The organism is Serratia sp. SCBI (genome assembly GCF_000747565.1).
Classification (GTDB): domain Bacteria; phylum Pseudomonadota; class Gammaproteobacteria; order Enterobacterales; family Enterobacteriaceae; genus Serratia; species Serratia ureilytica.
Window position 1 is genome coordinate 4,367,159 of record NZ_CP003424.1, and the last position, 15,188, is coordinate 4,382,346.

The 15,188-nt window shown below is 61.9% G+C and carries 14 protein-coding genes; 4 read left to right on the plus strand and 10 right to left on the minus strand.

The window, feature by feature from the left end:
- Positions 1 to 275 precede the first annotated feature (275 nt).
- Together SERRSCBI_RS20370 and SERRSCBI_RS20375 are read left to right on the plus strand one after the other, a co-directional pair.
- Positions 276 to 857: an NAD(P)H-dependent oxidoreductase gene (locus tag SERRSCBI_RS20370; RefSeq protein ID WP_042785391.1), complete on the plus strand. Its 582-nt coding sequence runs from the start codon at positions 276 to 278 to the stop codon at positions 855 to 857.
- A gap of 33 nt (positions 858 to 890) precedes the next feature.
- Positions 891 to 1,199 carry a putative quinol monooxygenase gene (locus SERRSCBI_RS20375; RefSeq protein ID WP_033644613.1) on the plus strand — a complete coding sequence of 103 codons (309 nt, stop codon included), beginning with the start codon at positions 891 to 893 and terminating at the stop codon, positions 1,197 to 1,199.
- An 8-nt stretch (positions 1,200 to 1,207) separates the two neighbouring features.
- Here the strand turns inward: SERRSCBI_RS20375 and SERRSCBI_RS20380 are convergent, their stop codons facing one another.
- From SERRSCBI_RS20380 to nudF, 6 genes are all read right to left on the minus strand, one after another.
- A complete protein-coding gene (locus SERRSCBI_RS20380) occupies positions 1,208 to 2,104 on the minus strand; it encodes a LysR substrate-binding domain-containing protein (protein ID WP_042785392.1) in 897 nt (298 codons plus the stop codon).
- Positions 2,105 to 2,186: 82 nt separating this feature from the next.
- Entirely contained in the window at positions 2,187 to 4,082 is a 1,896-nt protein-coding gene (parE, locus tag SERRSCBI_RS20385) for a DNA topoisomerase IV subunit B (protein WP_025304305.1), read from the minus strand.
- Positions 4,083 to 4,128: 46 nt separating this feature from the next.
- On the minus strand, positions 4,129 to 4,713 hold the full coding sequence (yqiA, locus tag SERRSCBI_RS20390; RefSeq protein WP_004937252.1) for an esterase YqiA: 585 nt from the start codon (positions 4,711 to 4,713) through the stop codon (positions 4,129 to 4,131).
- A complete protein-coding gene (cpdA, locus tag SERRSCBI_RS20395; RefSeq protein WP_042785393.1) occupies positions 4,713 to 5,540 on the minus strand; it encodes a 3',5'-cyclic-AMP phosphodiesterase in 828 nt (275 codons plus the stop codon). The genes yqiA and cpdA overlap by 1 nt, the downstream gene beginning before the upstream one ends.
- Positions 5,541 to 5,567: 27 nt before the next feature.
- Positions 5,568 to 5,993: a DUF1249 family protein gene (locus SERRSCBI_RS20400; RefSeq protein ID WP_033651295.1), complete on the minus strand. Its 426-nt coding sequence runs from the start codon at positions 5,991 to 5,993 to the stop codon at positions 5,568 to 5,570.
- Positions 5,993 to 6,625 (minus strand): ADP-ribose diphosphatase, encoded by a 633-nt coding sequence (gene nudF / locus SERRSCBI_RS20405; RefSeq protein ID WP_004937242.1) that lies wholly within the window; start codon positions 6,623 to 6,625, stop codon positions 5,993 to 5,995. The genes SERRSCBI_RS20400 and nudF overlap by 1 nt, the downstream gene beginning before the upstream one ends.
- Positions 6,626 to 6,972: 347 nt before the next feature.
- Here nudF and hasF point away from each other — a divergent pair, with 347 nt between their 5' ends.
- Positions 6,973 to 8,472, plus strand: a complete 1,500-nt coding sequence (hasF, locus tag SERRSCBI_RS20410; protein WP_042785394.1) for a multidrug efflux transporter outer membrane subunit HasF — start codon at positions 6,973 to 6,975, stop codon at positions 8,470 to 8,472.
- A gap of 149 nt (positions 8,473 to 8,621) precedes the next feature.
- Entirely contained in the window at positions 8,622 to 10,571 is a 1,950-nt protein-coding gene (dhaR, locus tag SERRSCBI_RS20415; RefSeq protein WP_042785395.1) for a dihydroxyacetone kinase operon transcriptional regulator DhaR, read from the plus strand.
- On the opposite strand, the gene dhaM is transcribed toward dhaR, so the two are convergent.
- The 4 genes from dhaM to SERRSCBI_RS20435 are packed head-to-tail and all read right to left on the minus strand — an operon-like array spanning position 10,568 to position 14,873.
- Complete coding sequence (gene dhaM / locus SERRSCBI_RS20420) at positions 10,568 to 11,998, minus strand: dihydroxyacetone kinase phosphoryl donor subunit DhaM (protein ID WP_042785396.1); 1,431 nt, start codon at positions 11,996 to 11,998, stop codon at positions 10,568 to 10,570. The two genes, dhaR and dhaM, sit on opposite strands and share 4 nt — an antisense overlap.
- Positions 11,999 to 12,009: 11 nt before the next feature.
- Positions 12,010 to 12,642 carry a dihydroxyacetone kinase subunit DhaL gene (gene dhaL / locus SERRSCBI_RS20425; protein WP_033644604.1) on the minus strand — a complete coding sequence of 211 codons (633 nt, stop codon included), beginning with the start codon at positions 12,640 to 12,642 and terminating at the stop codon, positions 12,010 to 12,012.
- Between the two features lie 9 nt (positions 12,643 to 12,651).
- On the minus strand, positions 12,652 to 13,722 hold the full coding sequence (dhaK, locus tag SERRSCBI_RS20430) for a dihydroxyacetone kinase subunit DhaK (RefSeq protein ID WP_042785397.1): 1,071 nt from the start codon (positions 13,720 to 13,722) through the stop codon (positions 12,652 to 12,654).
- 50 nt (positions 13,723 to 13,772) lie between these two features.
- The gene (locus SERRSCBI_RS20435; protein WP_042785398.1) at positions 13,773 to 14,873 is read right to left on the minus strand and encodes a glycerol dehydrogenase; all 1,101 of its coding nucleotides are present in this window, start codon (positions 14,871 to 14,873) and stop codon (positions 13,773 to 13,775) included.
- Positions 14,874 to 15,188 lie beyond the last annotated feature (315 nt).

Here is a 15,188-nt window from a genome sequence, read left to right on the forward strand (position 1 = left end):
GCATCGCTTGTCGATTCTGCCCGCGATAGTAACCCATCTGCAGGGTGGCTGTCACAGTTGGCGCAAGGATCGCCGGCGGCGGCCGGTTGCGCGCTGCGGTTTATGCAAAATTTCGCTGCCTGGCGGCCCGTTTATTGACTGGCAGTCAACACTGTTGTGCGCTGGATCGCATTTTTACTTGCCCGCCTAACGATTACACTCGTCGCCAGCGAGCTGGTTTCCGCCTTTTCGGCGGGAAGCATGCCATATCTTAACTCTGACGGGAGCCGCGAAAGATGAGCAATATCCTGATTATCAACGCTAAAAAACAATTCGGCCATTCCAACGGCGAACTCAACCAAACCCTGAGCGACGTGGCGGAAAGCTTCCTGCGCGATCTGCAGCACGATGTGCAGGTCACCGTGGTCGACGACGGTTATGACATCGAAGCAGAGGTAAAGAAATACCTGTGGGCCGACGCGGTCATCTACCAGATGCCGGGCTGGTGGATGGGCGAACCCTGGATCCTGAAAAAATATATCGATGAAGTGTTCACCGCCGGTCACGGCAGCCTGTATGCCAGCGACGGCCGCTCTCGTTCTGACGAAAGCAAAAAATATGGCTCCGGCGGCCTGATCCAGGGCAAAAAATACCTGCTGAGCCTGACCTGGAACGCCCCGCTGGAGGCCTTCACCGATCCCGATCAGTTCTTCCACGGCGTCGGCGTCGACGGCGTTTACCTGCACTTCCACAAGGCCAACCAGTTCCTGGGAATGGAAGCGCTGCCGACCTTTATCTGCAATGACGTGATAAAACAACCGGATATCGAAGCGGACATCGCACGTTATCGCGAGCATCTGGCGAAAATTTTTGCTTAACTGACGCAGAACATACTCATCAACGAGGTAAGCATGATCACCGTAATCGCAGAAATCAAAGTGAAACCCGGCCACCGCGCCACCGTACTGCAAGCCATTGAAAAGCTGGTGCCGCTGGTGCTGGCGGAAGAGGGTTGCGGCGAATACACGCCGATGGTCGACAGCAATACCCAGGCGCCGTGGCAGAAGCGGTCGCCGGATTCGGTGTTCATGCTGGAGAAATGGGAAAGCATGGCGCATCTGGAAAAACATCTGGCCATTGAGCACATGCTCAAACACCGCGACACCCTCAAAGACAGCGTGCTGGACACCGAGATCTACATCCTGGAAAACGCCCTGTAAGCTCCGCCTTATAACGTCTGCGCGTCGATGTGCGCGCTGACGTAGTCAAGAAAACAGGTGATGCGCGCCGCCAATTGCGTATTGCGGTAATACACCGCATTAATCGGCTGGCGCACGTCCAGCGTCTCCTGCTCCAGCAACGTCACCAATTTGCCCGCTTCCCGATCGCGTCGGGTCATAAAGTCTGCCAGCTGTACGATCCCCTCGCCCCGCAGCGCCAATTGCCGCAGCGTTTCACCGCTGGACGCCGAGATCGTCGGCGTGATGGTGAAATGCGGCGCCTGGCGATAGCGCAACGGCCACTGGTTCAGCGATTCCGGCTGGGTAAAACCGAGCAGACAATGCCGGTGCAACGCCTCCACGCTCTGCGGCGTGCCGTGCTTCTGCAGATAAGCCGGGCTGGCGAGGATGCGCAACCGGCTGGCGCCCAGCGCGCGCGCATGAATGGTCGAATCGCGCAACGCGCCGATGCGAATGGCGATATCCGTGCGTTTTTCCAGCAGATCGATGATCAGATTGTCGGTGTTCAGCTCGAGCGAAATTTGCGGATAACGTTCCCTGAACCCCGCCACCAGCGGCACGATGACGTGCTCCATAAAAGGCGCAGCCGCATTGATCCGCAGTCGCCCGGCCGGCATCTGCCGGCGCACCGCCATTTGTTCTTCGGCATTTTCCACCGAACTGATGATCGTACGCGCATGGCTCAGGAAGCTTTGCCCCTCTTCGGTCAGCTCCAGGCGACGCGTAGTGCGGCGCATCAGGGTGGTATCGAGCTTCTTCTCCAGGCGACTGAGCGCGCGGCTGATGCCGGAAGTCGTCTGGCCGAGCTGATCGGCGGCGGCGGTGATGGAACCGCTGTCGACCACCGAAGTGAACGCCAGCAATTCTTCGAGCGTGATCTTCATGCATTCCGGCCCAGGTTATCGGGCGCCGCATGAACGCCCTGCGGGAAAGCCGGCCCGGCGTTTCACCGGGCCAGGGTCAGGCTCAGACCGCCAATTCGGCCATGTCGCCCTTGTCTTGCAGCCAGTTGCGGCGATCTTCCGAACGCTTCTTGGCCAACAGCATGTCCATCACCGCCAGCGTCTGATCGACATCATCTTCCGCGACCGTCAATTGCACCAGACGGCGGGTGTTCGGATCGAGGGTGGTTTCGCGCAGCTGCAGCGGGTTCATCTCGCCCAGCCCTTTAAAGCGCTGGACGTTCGGCTTGCCTTTCTTGCGCTTCAGCTGTTCCAGCACGCCGGCTTTCTCTTCTTCATCCAGCGCGTAGAACACCTCTTTACCGAGATCGATGCGGTACAGCGGCGGCATGGCCACATAAACGTGCCCGCCTTTCACCAGCGAACGGAAGTGGCGCACGAACAGCGCGCACAGCAGCGTAGCGATGTGCAGACCGTCGGAGTCCGCATCCGCCAGGATGCAGATTTTGCCGTAGCGCAACTGGCTGAGATCTTCGCTGTCCGGATCGATGCCGATCGCCACGGAAATGTCATGCACTTCCTGCGAGGCCAGCACTTCGTCCGAGGAGACTTCCCAGGTATTCAGGATCTTGCCCTTCAGCGGCATGATCGCCTGATATTCGCGATCGCGCGCCTGCTTGGCCGATCCGCCCGCCGAGTCCCCTTCCACCAGGAACAGTTCGGTCATGGCCAGATCCTGCGAGGTGCAGTCCGCCAGCTTGCCCGGCAGCGCCGGCCCGCTGGTCAGCTTCTTGCGCACCACTTTCTTGGCGGCGCGCAGACGGCGTTGGGCGCTGGAAATCGCCAGCTCGGCCAGCTGTTCCGCCGCCTGAACGTTCTGGTTCAGCCACAGGCTGAAGGCATCTTTCACCACGCCGGAAACGAAGGCCGCGCACTGACGCGAAGAGAGACGCTCTTTGGTCTGCCCGGCGAACTGCGGATCCTGCATCTTCACCGACAGCACGTAAGCGCAGCGATCCCAGATATCCTCCGCCGACAGCTTCACGCCGCGCGGCAGGATGTTGCGGAATTCGCAGAACTCGCGCATCGCGTCCAGCAGCCCCTGACGCAGGCCGTTGACATGGGTGCCGCCCTGCATGGTCGGGATCAGGTTGACGTAGCTTTCGGTCAGCAGCTCGCCGCCTTCCGGCAGCCACAGCAGCGCCCAGTCCACCGCTTCGGTATCACCGGCGAAATTGCCGACGAACGGCGCTTCCGGCAGGGTGATCAGGCCGTTAACCGCTTCCATCAGGTAGTCGGTCAGGCCGTCCTGGTAGCACCAGCGCTGCTCGGTGTTGTTCACCTTGTCGATGAAATAGATCTCGACGCCGGGGCACAGCACCGCTTTGGCTTTCAGCAGGTGAGTGAGGCGCGATACCGAGAAACGCGGGCTGTCGAAGAACTGTTCGTCCGGCCAGAAGTGCACGCTGGTGCCGGTGTTGCGTTTGCCGCAGGTGCCGGTCACCGTCAGATCTTGCACTTTGTCGCCGTTTTCGAAGGCGATGCCGTAGACGTTGCCGTCGCGGCGCACGTTGACTTCCACCCGCTTCGACAGGGCGTTAACCACCGAGATCCCAACGCCGTGCAGGCCGCCGGAGAACTGGTAGTTTTTATTCGAGAATTTACCGCCGGCGTGCAGTCGGCACAGGATCAACTCAACCGCCGGCACGCCCTCTTCCGGGTGGATGTCCACCGGCATGCCGCGGCCGTCGTCGATCACTTCCAGCGACTGATCGGCGTGCAGGATCACGTCGATACGCTTGGCGTGTCCGGCCAACGCTTCGTCGACGCTGTTATCGATCACCTCTTGGCCGAGGTGGTTTGGGCGCGTCGTGTCGGTATACATGCCGGGACGACGGCGCACTGGTTCTAGACCGCTGAGTACTTCAATGGCATCAGCGTTATAGCTGGATTGAGTCATCGTTGATTATTTTTTCGTGGTTAAAGGGAGGTGCCGGAACGGTCCGTCAGACCGCGTTTAGCCCTAAAAAATCCACAATCTGGGGGAAGTAGTGCTCGAAACCGACGAAGGCGTGGTTTCCACCCGACTCCACCGTTTGCCGACACGCGGTGTAATACGCCACTGCCTGGCCGTAATCGAGAATTTCATCGCCCGTTTGCTGCAGCAGCCAGATTAAATCCGGCGACTCCAAAGGATCGATCTGCATCACTTTCAGATCGTAAACGTGACGAGACTCTAACACATATTGCTGGCCGGTGTAGGGGTTCTCGTTGGCGCCAAGATAGTCGACCAGCAGCTCAAACGGCTTGACCGCCGGGTTGACCACCACCGCCGGCAGCGAAAAACACTGCGACAGCCAGGTGGCGTAATAGCCGCCCAGCGAGGACCCCACCAATCCGAGCGTTTGTCCGGCGCGTTCCAGCACCAGATTTTCCAGCATCTCGGCGGCCTCCGCCGGAAAGGCCGGCAGCTGCGGCACCAGCATCTCGATAGCGGGATGGTGTTCGGCCAGCCAGGCCTTGAAGGCCACCGCCTTGGCCGACTGCGGCGAGCTGTTGAAACCGTGCAGGTAGAGCAGTGTCGAAGGCATCAGTATCCATCCGAGTCCATATCGGGGCGGAAATCGTCGTTTTCCAGGCGGAACACCTGCGTCTCGACGCGGCCGTCCGGCAGCAGATCGAGGTAACGCCAGCCGGGGGAGACGTCGTCGATGGTAAAGTTAGTGCAGTGCGGCTTGAATTGCACGCAGGTGGACGGCGTCGCCAACAAGCGCCGGCCCTGCCATTCCAGATCCAGATCCTGGTGAATATGACCGCACACCACGGTATTCACCTTCGGGTAGCGCAACAGGATCGCGCCCAGCATATGCGGGTTGCGCAGGCTGTGCTGATCGAGCCAGGTGCAGCCGGAAGGCAGCGGATGGTGGTGCAGCAGCAACAGCGTGTAACGCTCGGGGTGCGCCTGCAGGCAGCGCTCCATCCACTCGAGCTGGTATTCGCTCAGCTCGCCGTGCGGTACGCCGAACACCTGGCTGTCCAACATCAGCACCTGCCAGTGATCGCCCAGCAGCACCTGCTTGGAAGGGGCGATGCCGGCGGCGGCCAACGCGTCGACCATCGCCGGTTGGAAATCGTGGTTGCCCGGCAGCCACACGCACGGGGCCGGCAGTTGCGCGATGCCGGCGGCGAAGTGGCGGTACGCCTCCTGCGAATGATCCTGCGCCAAATCTCCCGTGGCGACGATCAAATCGACATCGCGGCGCTGCGCCTGAATGGCGTCCAGCACCGCGTGATAGCTGCGATAGGTATTGATGCCGAGCAACGTCTCGTGTTCGCCGGCAAAAAGGTGGGTATCTGTTATTTGTAGAATCCTGACCGCGGCCCCACTCGCCACGGGCAGTTTAAACAGGCTTTCCAAATGGTGTCCTTTGTTATTTCAGTCTGTCTAACAAACCGGAACCGCCATCGCTCCATGCGCCAAACAGTAGCGCAGCCAATCAGCAAGAAACTGGTTAATTTGATGCTTTTCGTCGCGTTGATGCAACTTTTTATTAGGATAATCATAACGCGCTTTAAAGCGGTAGATCTGCTGACTGGAACACACTTCCGCAACCATGGCGTCATGGTATAACCGCACCGTCATCGCGGGCAGGCTCCAGTAGCTGACCGCCGGAAAGATCTGCTCGATCTCCACCAGTGACGTGTAACGCGTGGACTCAACGATGGTCAAACGATAGCTAGCGCCGTTCACCTGATAAGTCACCGTTTCGCCCGCTTCGTCGTTGCGCGGCAGCAAGCGGCGCAATTGCGCGAAGTTGGTTTCGCACAATCTCATCATTTCGGGGAAATCAGGGGTATAGCGCTGTTTCATTAGTTGGCCCACTCTTTTCTCAACGATTCATGGTGCAACGCCAGCCATTGCAATGCAATCACTGATGCGGCGTTATCGATCGCGCCCTCTTCCACCCAGCGGTAAGCCTGCTCACGGCTGACCACATGGACGCGAATATCTTCATGCTCTTCCGCCAGGCCGTGGATGCCTTCGGCGGTGCCGGCGTCCACCTCGCCGACCATGATCGACAAGCGTTCGCTGGTGCCACCGGGGCTGGCCAGATAGCTCAGCACCGGCTTGCAGCGCCCGACCACCACGCCGGCTTCTTCCTGCGCTTCGCGGCGGCATACGTCTTCGACGCTTTCGCCGGTTTCGATCATACCCGCCACCATTTCCAGCAGCCAGGGCGAATTACTGGTATCGACCGCGGCGATGCGCAGTTGTTCAATCAGCACCACTTCATCGCGCACCGGGTCGTAGGGCAGCAGCACCGCCGCATGGCCGCGCTCGAAAATTTCACGCGTGATTTCAGGACTCATTTCGCCATTGAACAAGCGATGGCGAAACCGGTATAAATTGAGTGAAAAAAAACCACGGTACAGCGTCTCGCGTGCAATAATTTCTACATCTTTTTTATCGAAGGTGACGGGTGACGGCTGCGAACGGTTCATGCGCGAATTCTCCTGCGTGAGTATGCCGATAAAATAAACGGTTTTTATGACAGAAACAGCGGGTCTCACCGCCGCCGCTTTATGTTAGGCTGTTTTTCGCCGCCGGACGCGGCGCGTTTGTGCGCTCGCGGGTAATAGCGGGAAACAATCCTGATTGTCAGCCATAATATCAGCTGCAGTCGGCCCGGGCAGTACGCCAAGGTAAATGGGCGGTCTGAAAGGTAAAAGTTACGTGAGATGGCACATTCAGCCACCTGATGCGTACCGCAGACTCTGCTAGAATCGGCAACTATTTCGTCTATCGTCAGCGCTAACATAGCAATATTGCTGCACAACAAGGAATGCAAATGAAGAAACTGCTCCCCCTTCTTATCGGACTGAGCCTGGGCGGCTTCAGTGCAATGAGCCAGGCAGAGAACCTGCTGCAGGTCTACAAACAGGCCAGGGAAAGTAACCCGGATCTGCGCAAAAGTGCTGCTGACCGCGACGCCGCATTCGAAAAGATCAATGAAGCGCGCAGCCCGCTGCTGCCGCAGCTCGGCCTGACCGCCGGTTATACCCATACCAATGGCTATCGTGACCAGCGCGATCAGAACAGCAACGCAACCAGCGGCTCGCTGGCGCTGACGCAAACTATCTTCGACATGTCGAAATGGCGCCAGCTGACGCTGCAGGAAAAGACCGCCGGCATCTCCGACGTCACCTTCCAGACCGCTGAGCAACAGCTTATTCTCAACACCGCCACCGCCTACTTCAACGTGCTGAAGGCGATCGACACGCTGTCGTATACCCAGGCGCAGAAAGACGCGGTGTACCGCACGCTGGATCAAACCACTCAGCGCTTCAACGTGGGCCTGGTGGCGATCACCGACGTGCAGAACGCCCGCTCGAACTATGACACCGTGCTGGCGGCGGAAGTCTCCGCCCGCAACGATCTGGACAACGCGCTGGAAACGCTGCGTCAGGTCACCGGCAGCTTCTACCCTGAGCTGGCCTCGCTGAACACCGATCGCTTCAGCACCCAGCGCCCGGAAGCGGTGAACAACCTGCTGAAAGAAGCGGAGGCGCGCAACCTGAGCCTGCTGTCCGCCCGCCTGAGCCAGGATCTGGCGCGCGAGCAAATCCGCGCCGCACAGACCGGCTATATGCCGACCATAGATCTCAGCGCGTCCACAGCGATTTCAAATACCAAGAACAATGGCTCGCGCAATACCACTCCTGACGCCGATATCGGTCAGAACAAAGTCGGTCTGAGCTTCAACCTGCCGCTGTACAGCGGCGGCGCGACTAACTCGCAGGTTAAACAAGCGCAGTACGGCTTTGTCGGCGCCAGCGAGCAGCTGGAAAGCGCTCACCGCAGCGTGGTGCAGACCGTGCGTTCATCGTTCAACAACGTTAACGCTTCGATCAGCAGCATCAACGCCTACAAACAGGCGGTGATCTCCGCACAGAGCTCCCTGGACGCGATGGAAGCCGGTTATCAGGTCGGTACCCGCACCATCGTCGATGTGCTGGACGCCACCACCACGCTGTATAACGCCAAACGTCAGCTGTCCGACGCGCGTTATACCTATTTGATCAACCAGCTGAACATCAAGTCGGCGCTCGGCACGCTGAACCAGAACGATCTGCTGCTGCTGAACGGCGCGTTGGGCAAGCCGGTATCAACCGCACCTGACGCCGTCGCACCACAAAACCGCGCGCAGGACGCCTATGCGGACGGTTATCAGGACAATGCGCCGATGCAACAGACTGCGGCGCCGGCACCGGCGGCCACTCGCGCATCCGCGCCGGCCGTTACCACCAGCCAACCGGCTCGCCACAGCGGCAATCCATTCCGCAACTGATGTCCGCACGCTGACAAACACGGGGTCCGGCCTGCGCCGCGCCCCGTTTTTTTGTCCCGATTTTCCCCGCTTCTGCCCGCCGCCTCACAGCCGCCGCTGCGCCAGGTGATATCATCGTCACTCTCGTTTTCGCAGTTGGATGAGGTTCGATGGACAACGATTCACGTTGGCAGCAACTGATTAACGACGGCGAACTGCCGCCGCCGCTGCGCCCGACGCCGGCGGTGTACGCCTCCTGGCTGCGTTGCCGCAGCCTGATGCAGCCCGATGTCTGGCAAGCGCCGCACCGTGCGCAGGGCGCCACCTTCGAATCGATTTGCCGCCGCAAGAACGATCTGCTGACGCTCGGCCAGGCGGCGCTGGAAGACGCCTGTGAATACATGGAGCCGCGGCGTTGCCTGCTGATGATCCTCGACGAGAGCGGCTGCATGCTGTGGCGCTGCGGCGACGCCCAAACCTGGGAGCATCTGCAGCAACTGGGATTCGCCCCCGGCGCTTACTGGGCCGAAGGACAGATAGGCACCAATGCCCCGGCGCTGGCGGCGGCGGAAGGCCACCCGGTGCGGGTGAGCGGTGAAGAACACGTGCGCCGAGCGCTGCACGGCTGGTCGTTCTGCGCCACACCGGTCTACGACAACAGCGGCCGCCAGCGCGGCTCGATCGCGCTGGGCTGCCTGCTGGCCGACTGCACCGCCGGCGATCTGTCGCTGACGCTGGCCATCGCCCGCGAAATCGGTAACTCGCTGAACGCCGACGGCCTGCTGGCGGAATCCAACCGCCATCTGAATCAGCTTTACGGCCTGCTGGATGGCGTGGACGACGGCGTCATGGCCTGGGATCACCGCGGCTACCTGCAATACATCAACCAGCGCGCCGCCGGCCTGCTGAAGCTGGACGAACAGCAGAGCCAGGGCAAGCCGCTGACGCAGCTGTTGACGCTGCCCGCGCTGCTCAAGCGCGCCATCGCCGATCGCCAACCGCTGCAACACGTCGAAGTCACCTTCGAAAGCCAGCGGCAGTTTATCGCCGCCTTGCTGACGCTCAAGCCGATTTTCGACGGCGATCGCTGCAGTTTCATCGCCCTGCTGCACCCGCTCGAACGGCTGCGCCAGTATGTCAGCAGCCAGCTGGGGCGCGTCAGCCACAGCTTCGAACAGATGCCTTCCGCCTCGCTGGAAATGCGGCGACTGATCCGTTACGGGCAGCAGGCGGCCAAAGGCCAGCATCCGATCCTGTTGCGCGGAGAAGAAGGCGTTGGCAAAGAGCTGCTCAGCCAGGCTATCCACAACGCCGGCGAACGCGCCGCCGGGCCGTATATCGCCCTCAACTGCCAACTGCTGCCGCAGGTGCAGGGGCTGCGTGAGCTGCTGGGCAGCGACGCCAGCGAAGAAGAGGCGGGCCAGCTCAGTAAATTCGAATTGGCTAACGGCGGCACGCTGTACCTGGAACAGATCGAATACCTGCCGGCGGAGATGCAGTCGGCGCTGCTGCAGGTGCTGAAAACCGGCGTGGTGATCCGCCTCAATTCCAGCCGGGTGATCCCGGTCGATGTGCGGGTGATCGCCGGCAGCGCCGCCGATCTGCCGCTGCTGGTGCAGCAAAACCGCTTCCGCCGCCAGCTGTTTTACAGCCTGCAGGCGTTCGAGATCCAAATCCCGCCGCTGCGTCAGCGGCTGAGCGATATTCCGCTGCTGGTCAAACACCATCTGCGCACGCTGGAGCAACATTTTCAGTGTCGCTTCCGGGTTGATGACGAGGTGATGGCTCAGCTGGCGCTCTATCTGTGGCCGGGCAACGATTTGGAACTGAAAGGGGTGGTGGAGCGCGCGGCGATGATATGCCACGGCCACCACATCCAGCTAGCGGACCTGCCGGCGCACCTGCTCGGCCACCCGTCGCTGCTGGAAAGCGATCCGCAGCCCGGCGCGCCGCTGTTGACGCTGACGGACATGGAGCGCCAGGCGATCCTGCGGGCGGCGACCGTCAGCCGCGGCCAACTGACGGAAATGGCGCAGTTGCTGGGCATCGGCCGCACCACGCTGTGGCGGAAGATCAAACAGCACGGGATCGACATCCGCCAGTTCAAGCTGCGCGCCTAGTGGCTGAGCTGCAACACCCCGCGCGCGGCGTCCAGCATCGCCTTCTGGCCGCTGCGGGTTTTGCTCAGGCAATCCTGCATGCCGACCACCATCGGAATGCCCATCGCCTTCGCCAGAATGGCGCTGTGCGAGAGGGCATTGCCGCCGCTCAGGCAGATGCCGAGCACCAGTCGGCGATCCAGCATCACTACCTCTGAGGGCATCAGCTCATCCATCACCAGTATTGACGGCTCTGCGAGCGCAATGGTCGGCAGCGGCTGCCCCTGCAGGTGGCACAGCGTGCGGCGCAGCATGTCGCGCACGTCCAGTTCGCGCGCCCGCATGTAGTCGTCATCCAACTCGCGGTACTCTTCGGCGATCGCCTCCAGCACCTGCCGCCAGGCCTGCTCGGCGCTGCACAACTGCTGCGCAATGCGGGTGTAAGCCGCCTGCTGCAGATCCGGATCGTCCAGCAGCATGCTATGGGCGCCGAAGATCGCCGCCTGCGGCTTGCCGATCAGCGTGCCGGTGCGCTCCGCCAGCCGGTTGAGATCGCTCAACGTGTGCTGCAGCGCCTCCCGCAGGCGTTGCTGTTCGCCCAACACCTCGTCCGCGCCGATCCGGCGCTCGGCGGCTGACGGCCAGACACTGCGGGCCTGGAACACCGGCCCGCTGGTGACGCTTTCCGCCACCGGAATGCCGTGCAGCGAATGCTGCTGCCGCTCGGAGACCGTCTCGCCGAAATGCTGCTCCGCCAGCGTTTTGAACGCCGCCAGCGCCTCGTCCGCCTGCGCGCCGTCGGCGATCAAACGGATGGTGTCGCCGTGGCGCACCTGCAGCAGCGCCAGCTGATTGAGGCTGCGCGGATCGACGCACTGCCCCTGTTTTTCCAGCACCAGCTCGGCCTTGAACGGCGCCAGCGCTTCGACCAGCCGCGCCGCCGGGCGCGCGTGCAGTCCGTGCGGGTTCTGCACCGTCCAGGTTGCGCTTTTGCCCTGCACCAGCGGCAAGGCCGCACGCTTCGCGGCCGGTGAAGCCTCGCCCAGCTGCGCTTGCTTGGCCTGCAGCGCCCCCTGCGCCTCCGCCACCACCTGCTCCAGCGAAGCGCCGGAGTTGGCGGCCACCACCGCCGCCAGCGTGCCTTCGATCAGCGGCGCGGCGCACAGCCGCACCTTGGCGGCCAACTCCGGATCCAGCAGATCGAGCGCGGTTTCGGCACTGAGCAGCGCGCTGCCCAGATCCATCAGCACCAGAATGCCATCGCCGTCGGCGACCGCTTCGATCGCCTCCATGACGTTGACCGCGTCGGTACCGATCGGGTGCTCCTCGTCATCCACGCCCGCCGCCAGCGCCAGCTTGCAGCCGTCGCCGCGCATCATCTGCCGCGCCAGTTGCTCAACGCCGCGCGCCAGCAACGCGCTGTGCGACACCACCACGATATTAATCATCTCGCCTCCTGCTAACTGCCAGCGACCTCGGCCAGCGTTTTCATCATCAGCATCACCGAAGTGGCGCCGGGATCCTGGTGGCCGATGCTGCGCTCGCCCAGGTAACTGGCCCGCCCCTTGCGCGCCTGCATGGTGATGGTGCTCTCCACCGCCCGCTCGGCGCTGTCGGCGGCGCGCTGCAGCGCCTCCGCCACGCTCAGGTTCTGCTGCGCGGACTGGCCGAGGCTTTCCACCACCGGCCACCAGGCATCGCACATGGTCTTGTCGCCCGGCTCCGCCTTGCCGCGCATCACCACGCCTTCCACCCCTTCCTGCATCATTTGATGCAGCTCCGCCAGATCCAGGCTTTGCTTGGCGTTCGCCGCCTGCGCCGCGCGGATGAAGAAGGTGCCGAACAGCGGACCGCTGGCGCCGCCTACGCTCGACAGCAGCGTCATGCCGGTGTTTTTCAGGATAAAGCCGATATCCTTGTCCGCCACCGACGGCAGCTTTTCCACCACCTTATTGAAACCGCGATTCATGTTCAGGCCGTGGTCGGCATCGCCGATCTCGGTGTCCAGTTGGGTAAGAAAATCGCGCTCCCGGCTGAACACTTCGCCGCAACGCATCAGCCAATCGACGACCTGTGGTTTGGTCAACGCCATAATTCCTCCTCAGCAACCCCAACGCAGCGCAGGCGTTTTCACCGGCGCATCCCACAAGGACAACAGTTCGTCGTCCACGTTCAACAACGTGATGGACACGCCCTGCATATCGAGCGAAGTGCAATACGCGCCCACCAGGTTGCGTTCGATGATGATGCCCGCTTCGGCGCAGCGCTCCGCCAGCCGATGGTACACGCCGTACAGCTCGGACAGCGGCGTGGCGCCCAGGTTGTTGACCAACGCGATCACCCGATCGCCGCGCGTCAGCGGCTGCTTGGTCTGCATCTCGTCGCGCCACTCGCCCTGTTGGCGATCCCAAACGCGGATCGTGCGCTGATAGTGGCCGTGGTCAATCAGCGTATGGAACATGTCATCCACCGCCGCGTTGAGCGTGGTGAACGGACGGCGCGCAATGCCCGGTTCGCCGTGAATGCCGACGCCGAACTCCATCTCATTCTCCGCCAGGGTGAACGAGGGTTTGCCGGCGGCGGGGACGGTACAGGCGCCCAGCGCGATACCGATCGAATGCCCGTGGTTGTTGATGCGATGCCCCAGCGTCACCACGCTGTCCAGATCGTCGCCGCGCGCCGCGGCGGCGCCCAGCAATTTCTCCATCAGCACGGTGTTGGCCACCCCGCGCCGCCCGGCGGTGAACAGACTGTCCTTGACCGCCACGTCGTCATCCACCAGCACCGTCGCCACCGCGACGCCGCTGTCGTGCAGCAGCTCGGTGGAGGTTTCGAAGTTGAGCACGTCGCCGGTGTAGTTCTTGATCAGCAGCAGCACCCCGGCGCCGCCGTCGATCGCCTGACCGCACTCGTACATTTTATCCGGCGTCGGCGAGGTGAAAATCTCGCCCGGACAGGCGCCGTCGAGCATCCCTTCACCGACGAAACCGCAGTGCATCGGCTCGTGGCCGCTGCCGCCGCCGGACAGGATCGCCACTTTGCCCGCTACCGGCGCGTCGGCGCGGGTGACGAACGCCGGATCCGCATGCACCAGCAACTCGGGATGAGCCTCCGCCAGCCCCTGCAACTGCTCTTCCAACACCGACTCGACCTGATTAATCAGTTTTTTCACGATGGTTTCCTCTGTAAGCCAGGGGCGCGGCGCACCGCGCCCCAACGGTATCAATGACGCAGCAGCCAGGCGGCGCCGAGCCGATCCGCCGTCAGGATCGCCGCCTGCACGCCGGCAGGGGTGACCTTGAACGGCATGTTGTGAATGGTTTCGCCGGCGGCGCAGCTGGCCTCAGCCACCGCCATCGTCTTCGTCGCCGCGTCGCCGGTAACGCCCATCTGCGCCAGCGTGATCGGCAAGCCGATGCCATGACAAAACGCCAGCACGGTTTCAATCTGCGCCATCGGGCTGTTCTGCAGCACCAGCTGCGCCAGGGTGCCGAACGCCACTTTTTCGCCGTGATACAGGTGGTGACACTCCTCCAGCACGGTGAAACCGTTGTGAATGGCGTGCGCCGCCGCCAGCCCGCTGCTCTCGAAGCCGATGCCGCTCAGATACGTATTGGCCTCAATGATGCGTTCCACCGCTTCCGTCACCACGCCGGCCTCGACCGCCAGCTTGGCCTTCACCCCTTCGGCCAGCAGCGTGTCGTAGCACAGCCGCGCCAGACTGAGCGCCGCCAGCGTCGATTTGCCGCCGGCCATGCTGGTGGCCTGAGCGTCGAAGCAGGCCTGGGCTTCGAAATAGGTGGAGAGCGCGTCGCCCATGCCGGCTACCAGCAGGCGCACCGGCGCTTTGGCGATGATGGCGCTGTCCATCACTACCATGTCCGGGTTGCGCGGGTAGATCAGGTATTCGGCGAATTCGCCCTGTTCGGTGTAGATAACCGACAGCGCGCTGGTCGGCGCATCGGTGGAGGCGATGGTGGGAATGAGCACCACCGGCAGCCGTTGGTAGTGGGCGACGGCCTTGGCGGTGTCGAGCGTCTTGCCGCCGCCGACGCCGATTACCCCGCGGCAGCCGTGGGTCTGCAGCTCGTGGCCAAGTCGGTCTATCTCTTTACGGCAGCACTCGCCGTTGAAGCGGGCCGCATGATGTTTCACGCCGTGCTGCTGCAGGCTGCCCATCAGGGTGTCTCCCGCCAACTGCATCACGAAGTCGTCGGCGATCACGAAATAATGGTCGGCGAGGGATTTGGCGTATTCGCCGACGGCGGCCAGCGCATTGGCGCCCTGAATGTATTTGCCTGGTGACTGGATGATTCTCAACATAACCGGATCCTTGTAGGGAGTTGGCGATGGTAACGTTCAGATATCAGGTGATGACGCGCCGACTTCGCCGCCGGCTTGTTGTTGTGCTTCGACTATGAGCGTCTGCCGCCCGCCTGGCGAGCCACGCGATTTTTGTTCCATTATGGAACATCATCATAGCGATAACGTTTCATGATGAAACGCCAATGCGCGTTTTTTCGCCGCGAAAGCGAACTGGCGCACACCCCAACGTATAACTGCGTAAAGAGTGGATTCTGCGGGCGTTTCAGCTTTAATTTTGACCATGTTTCCCCTATCCTTAGCGCCACTACTGGG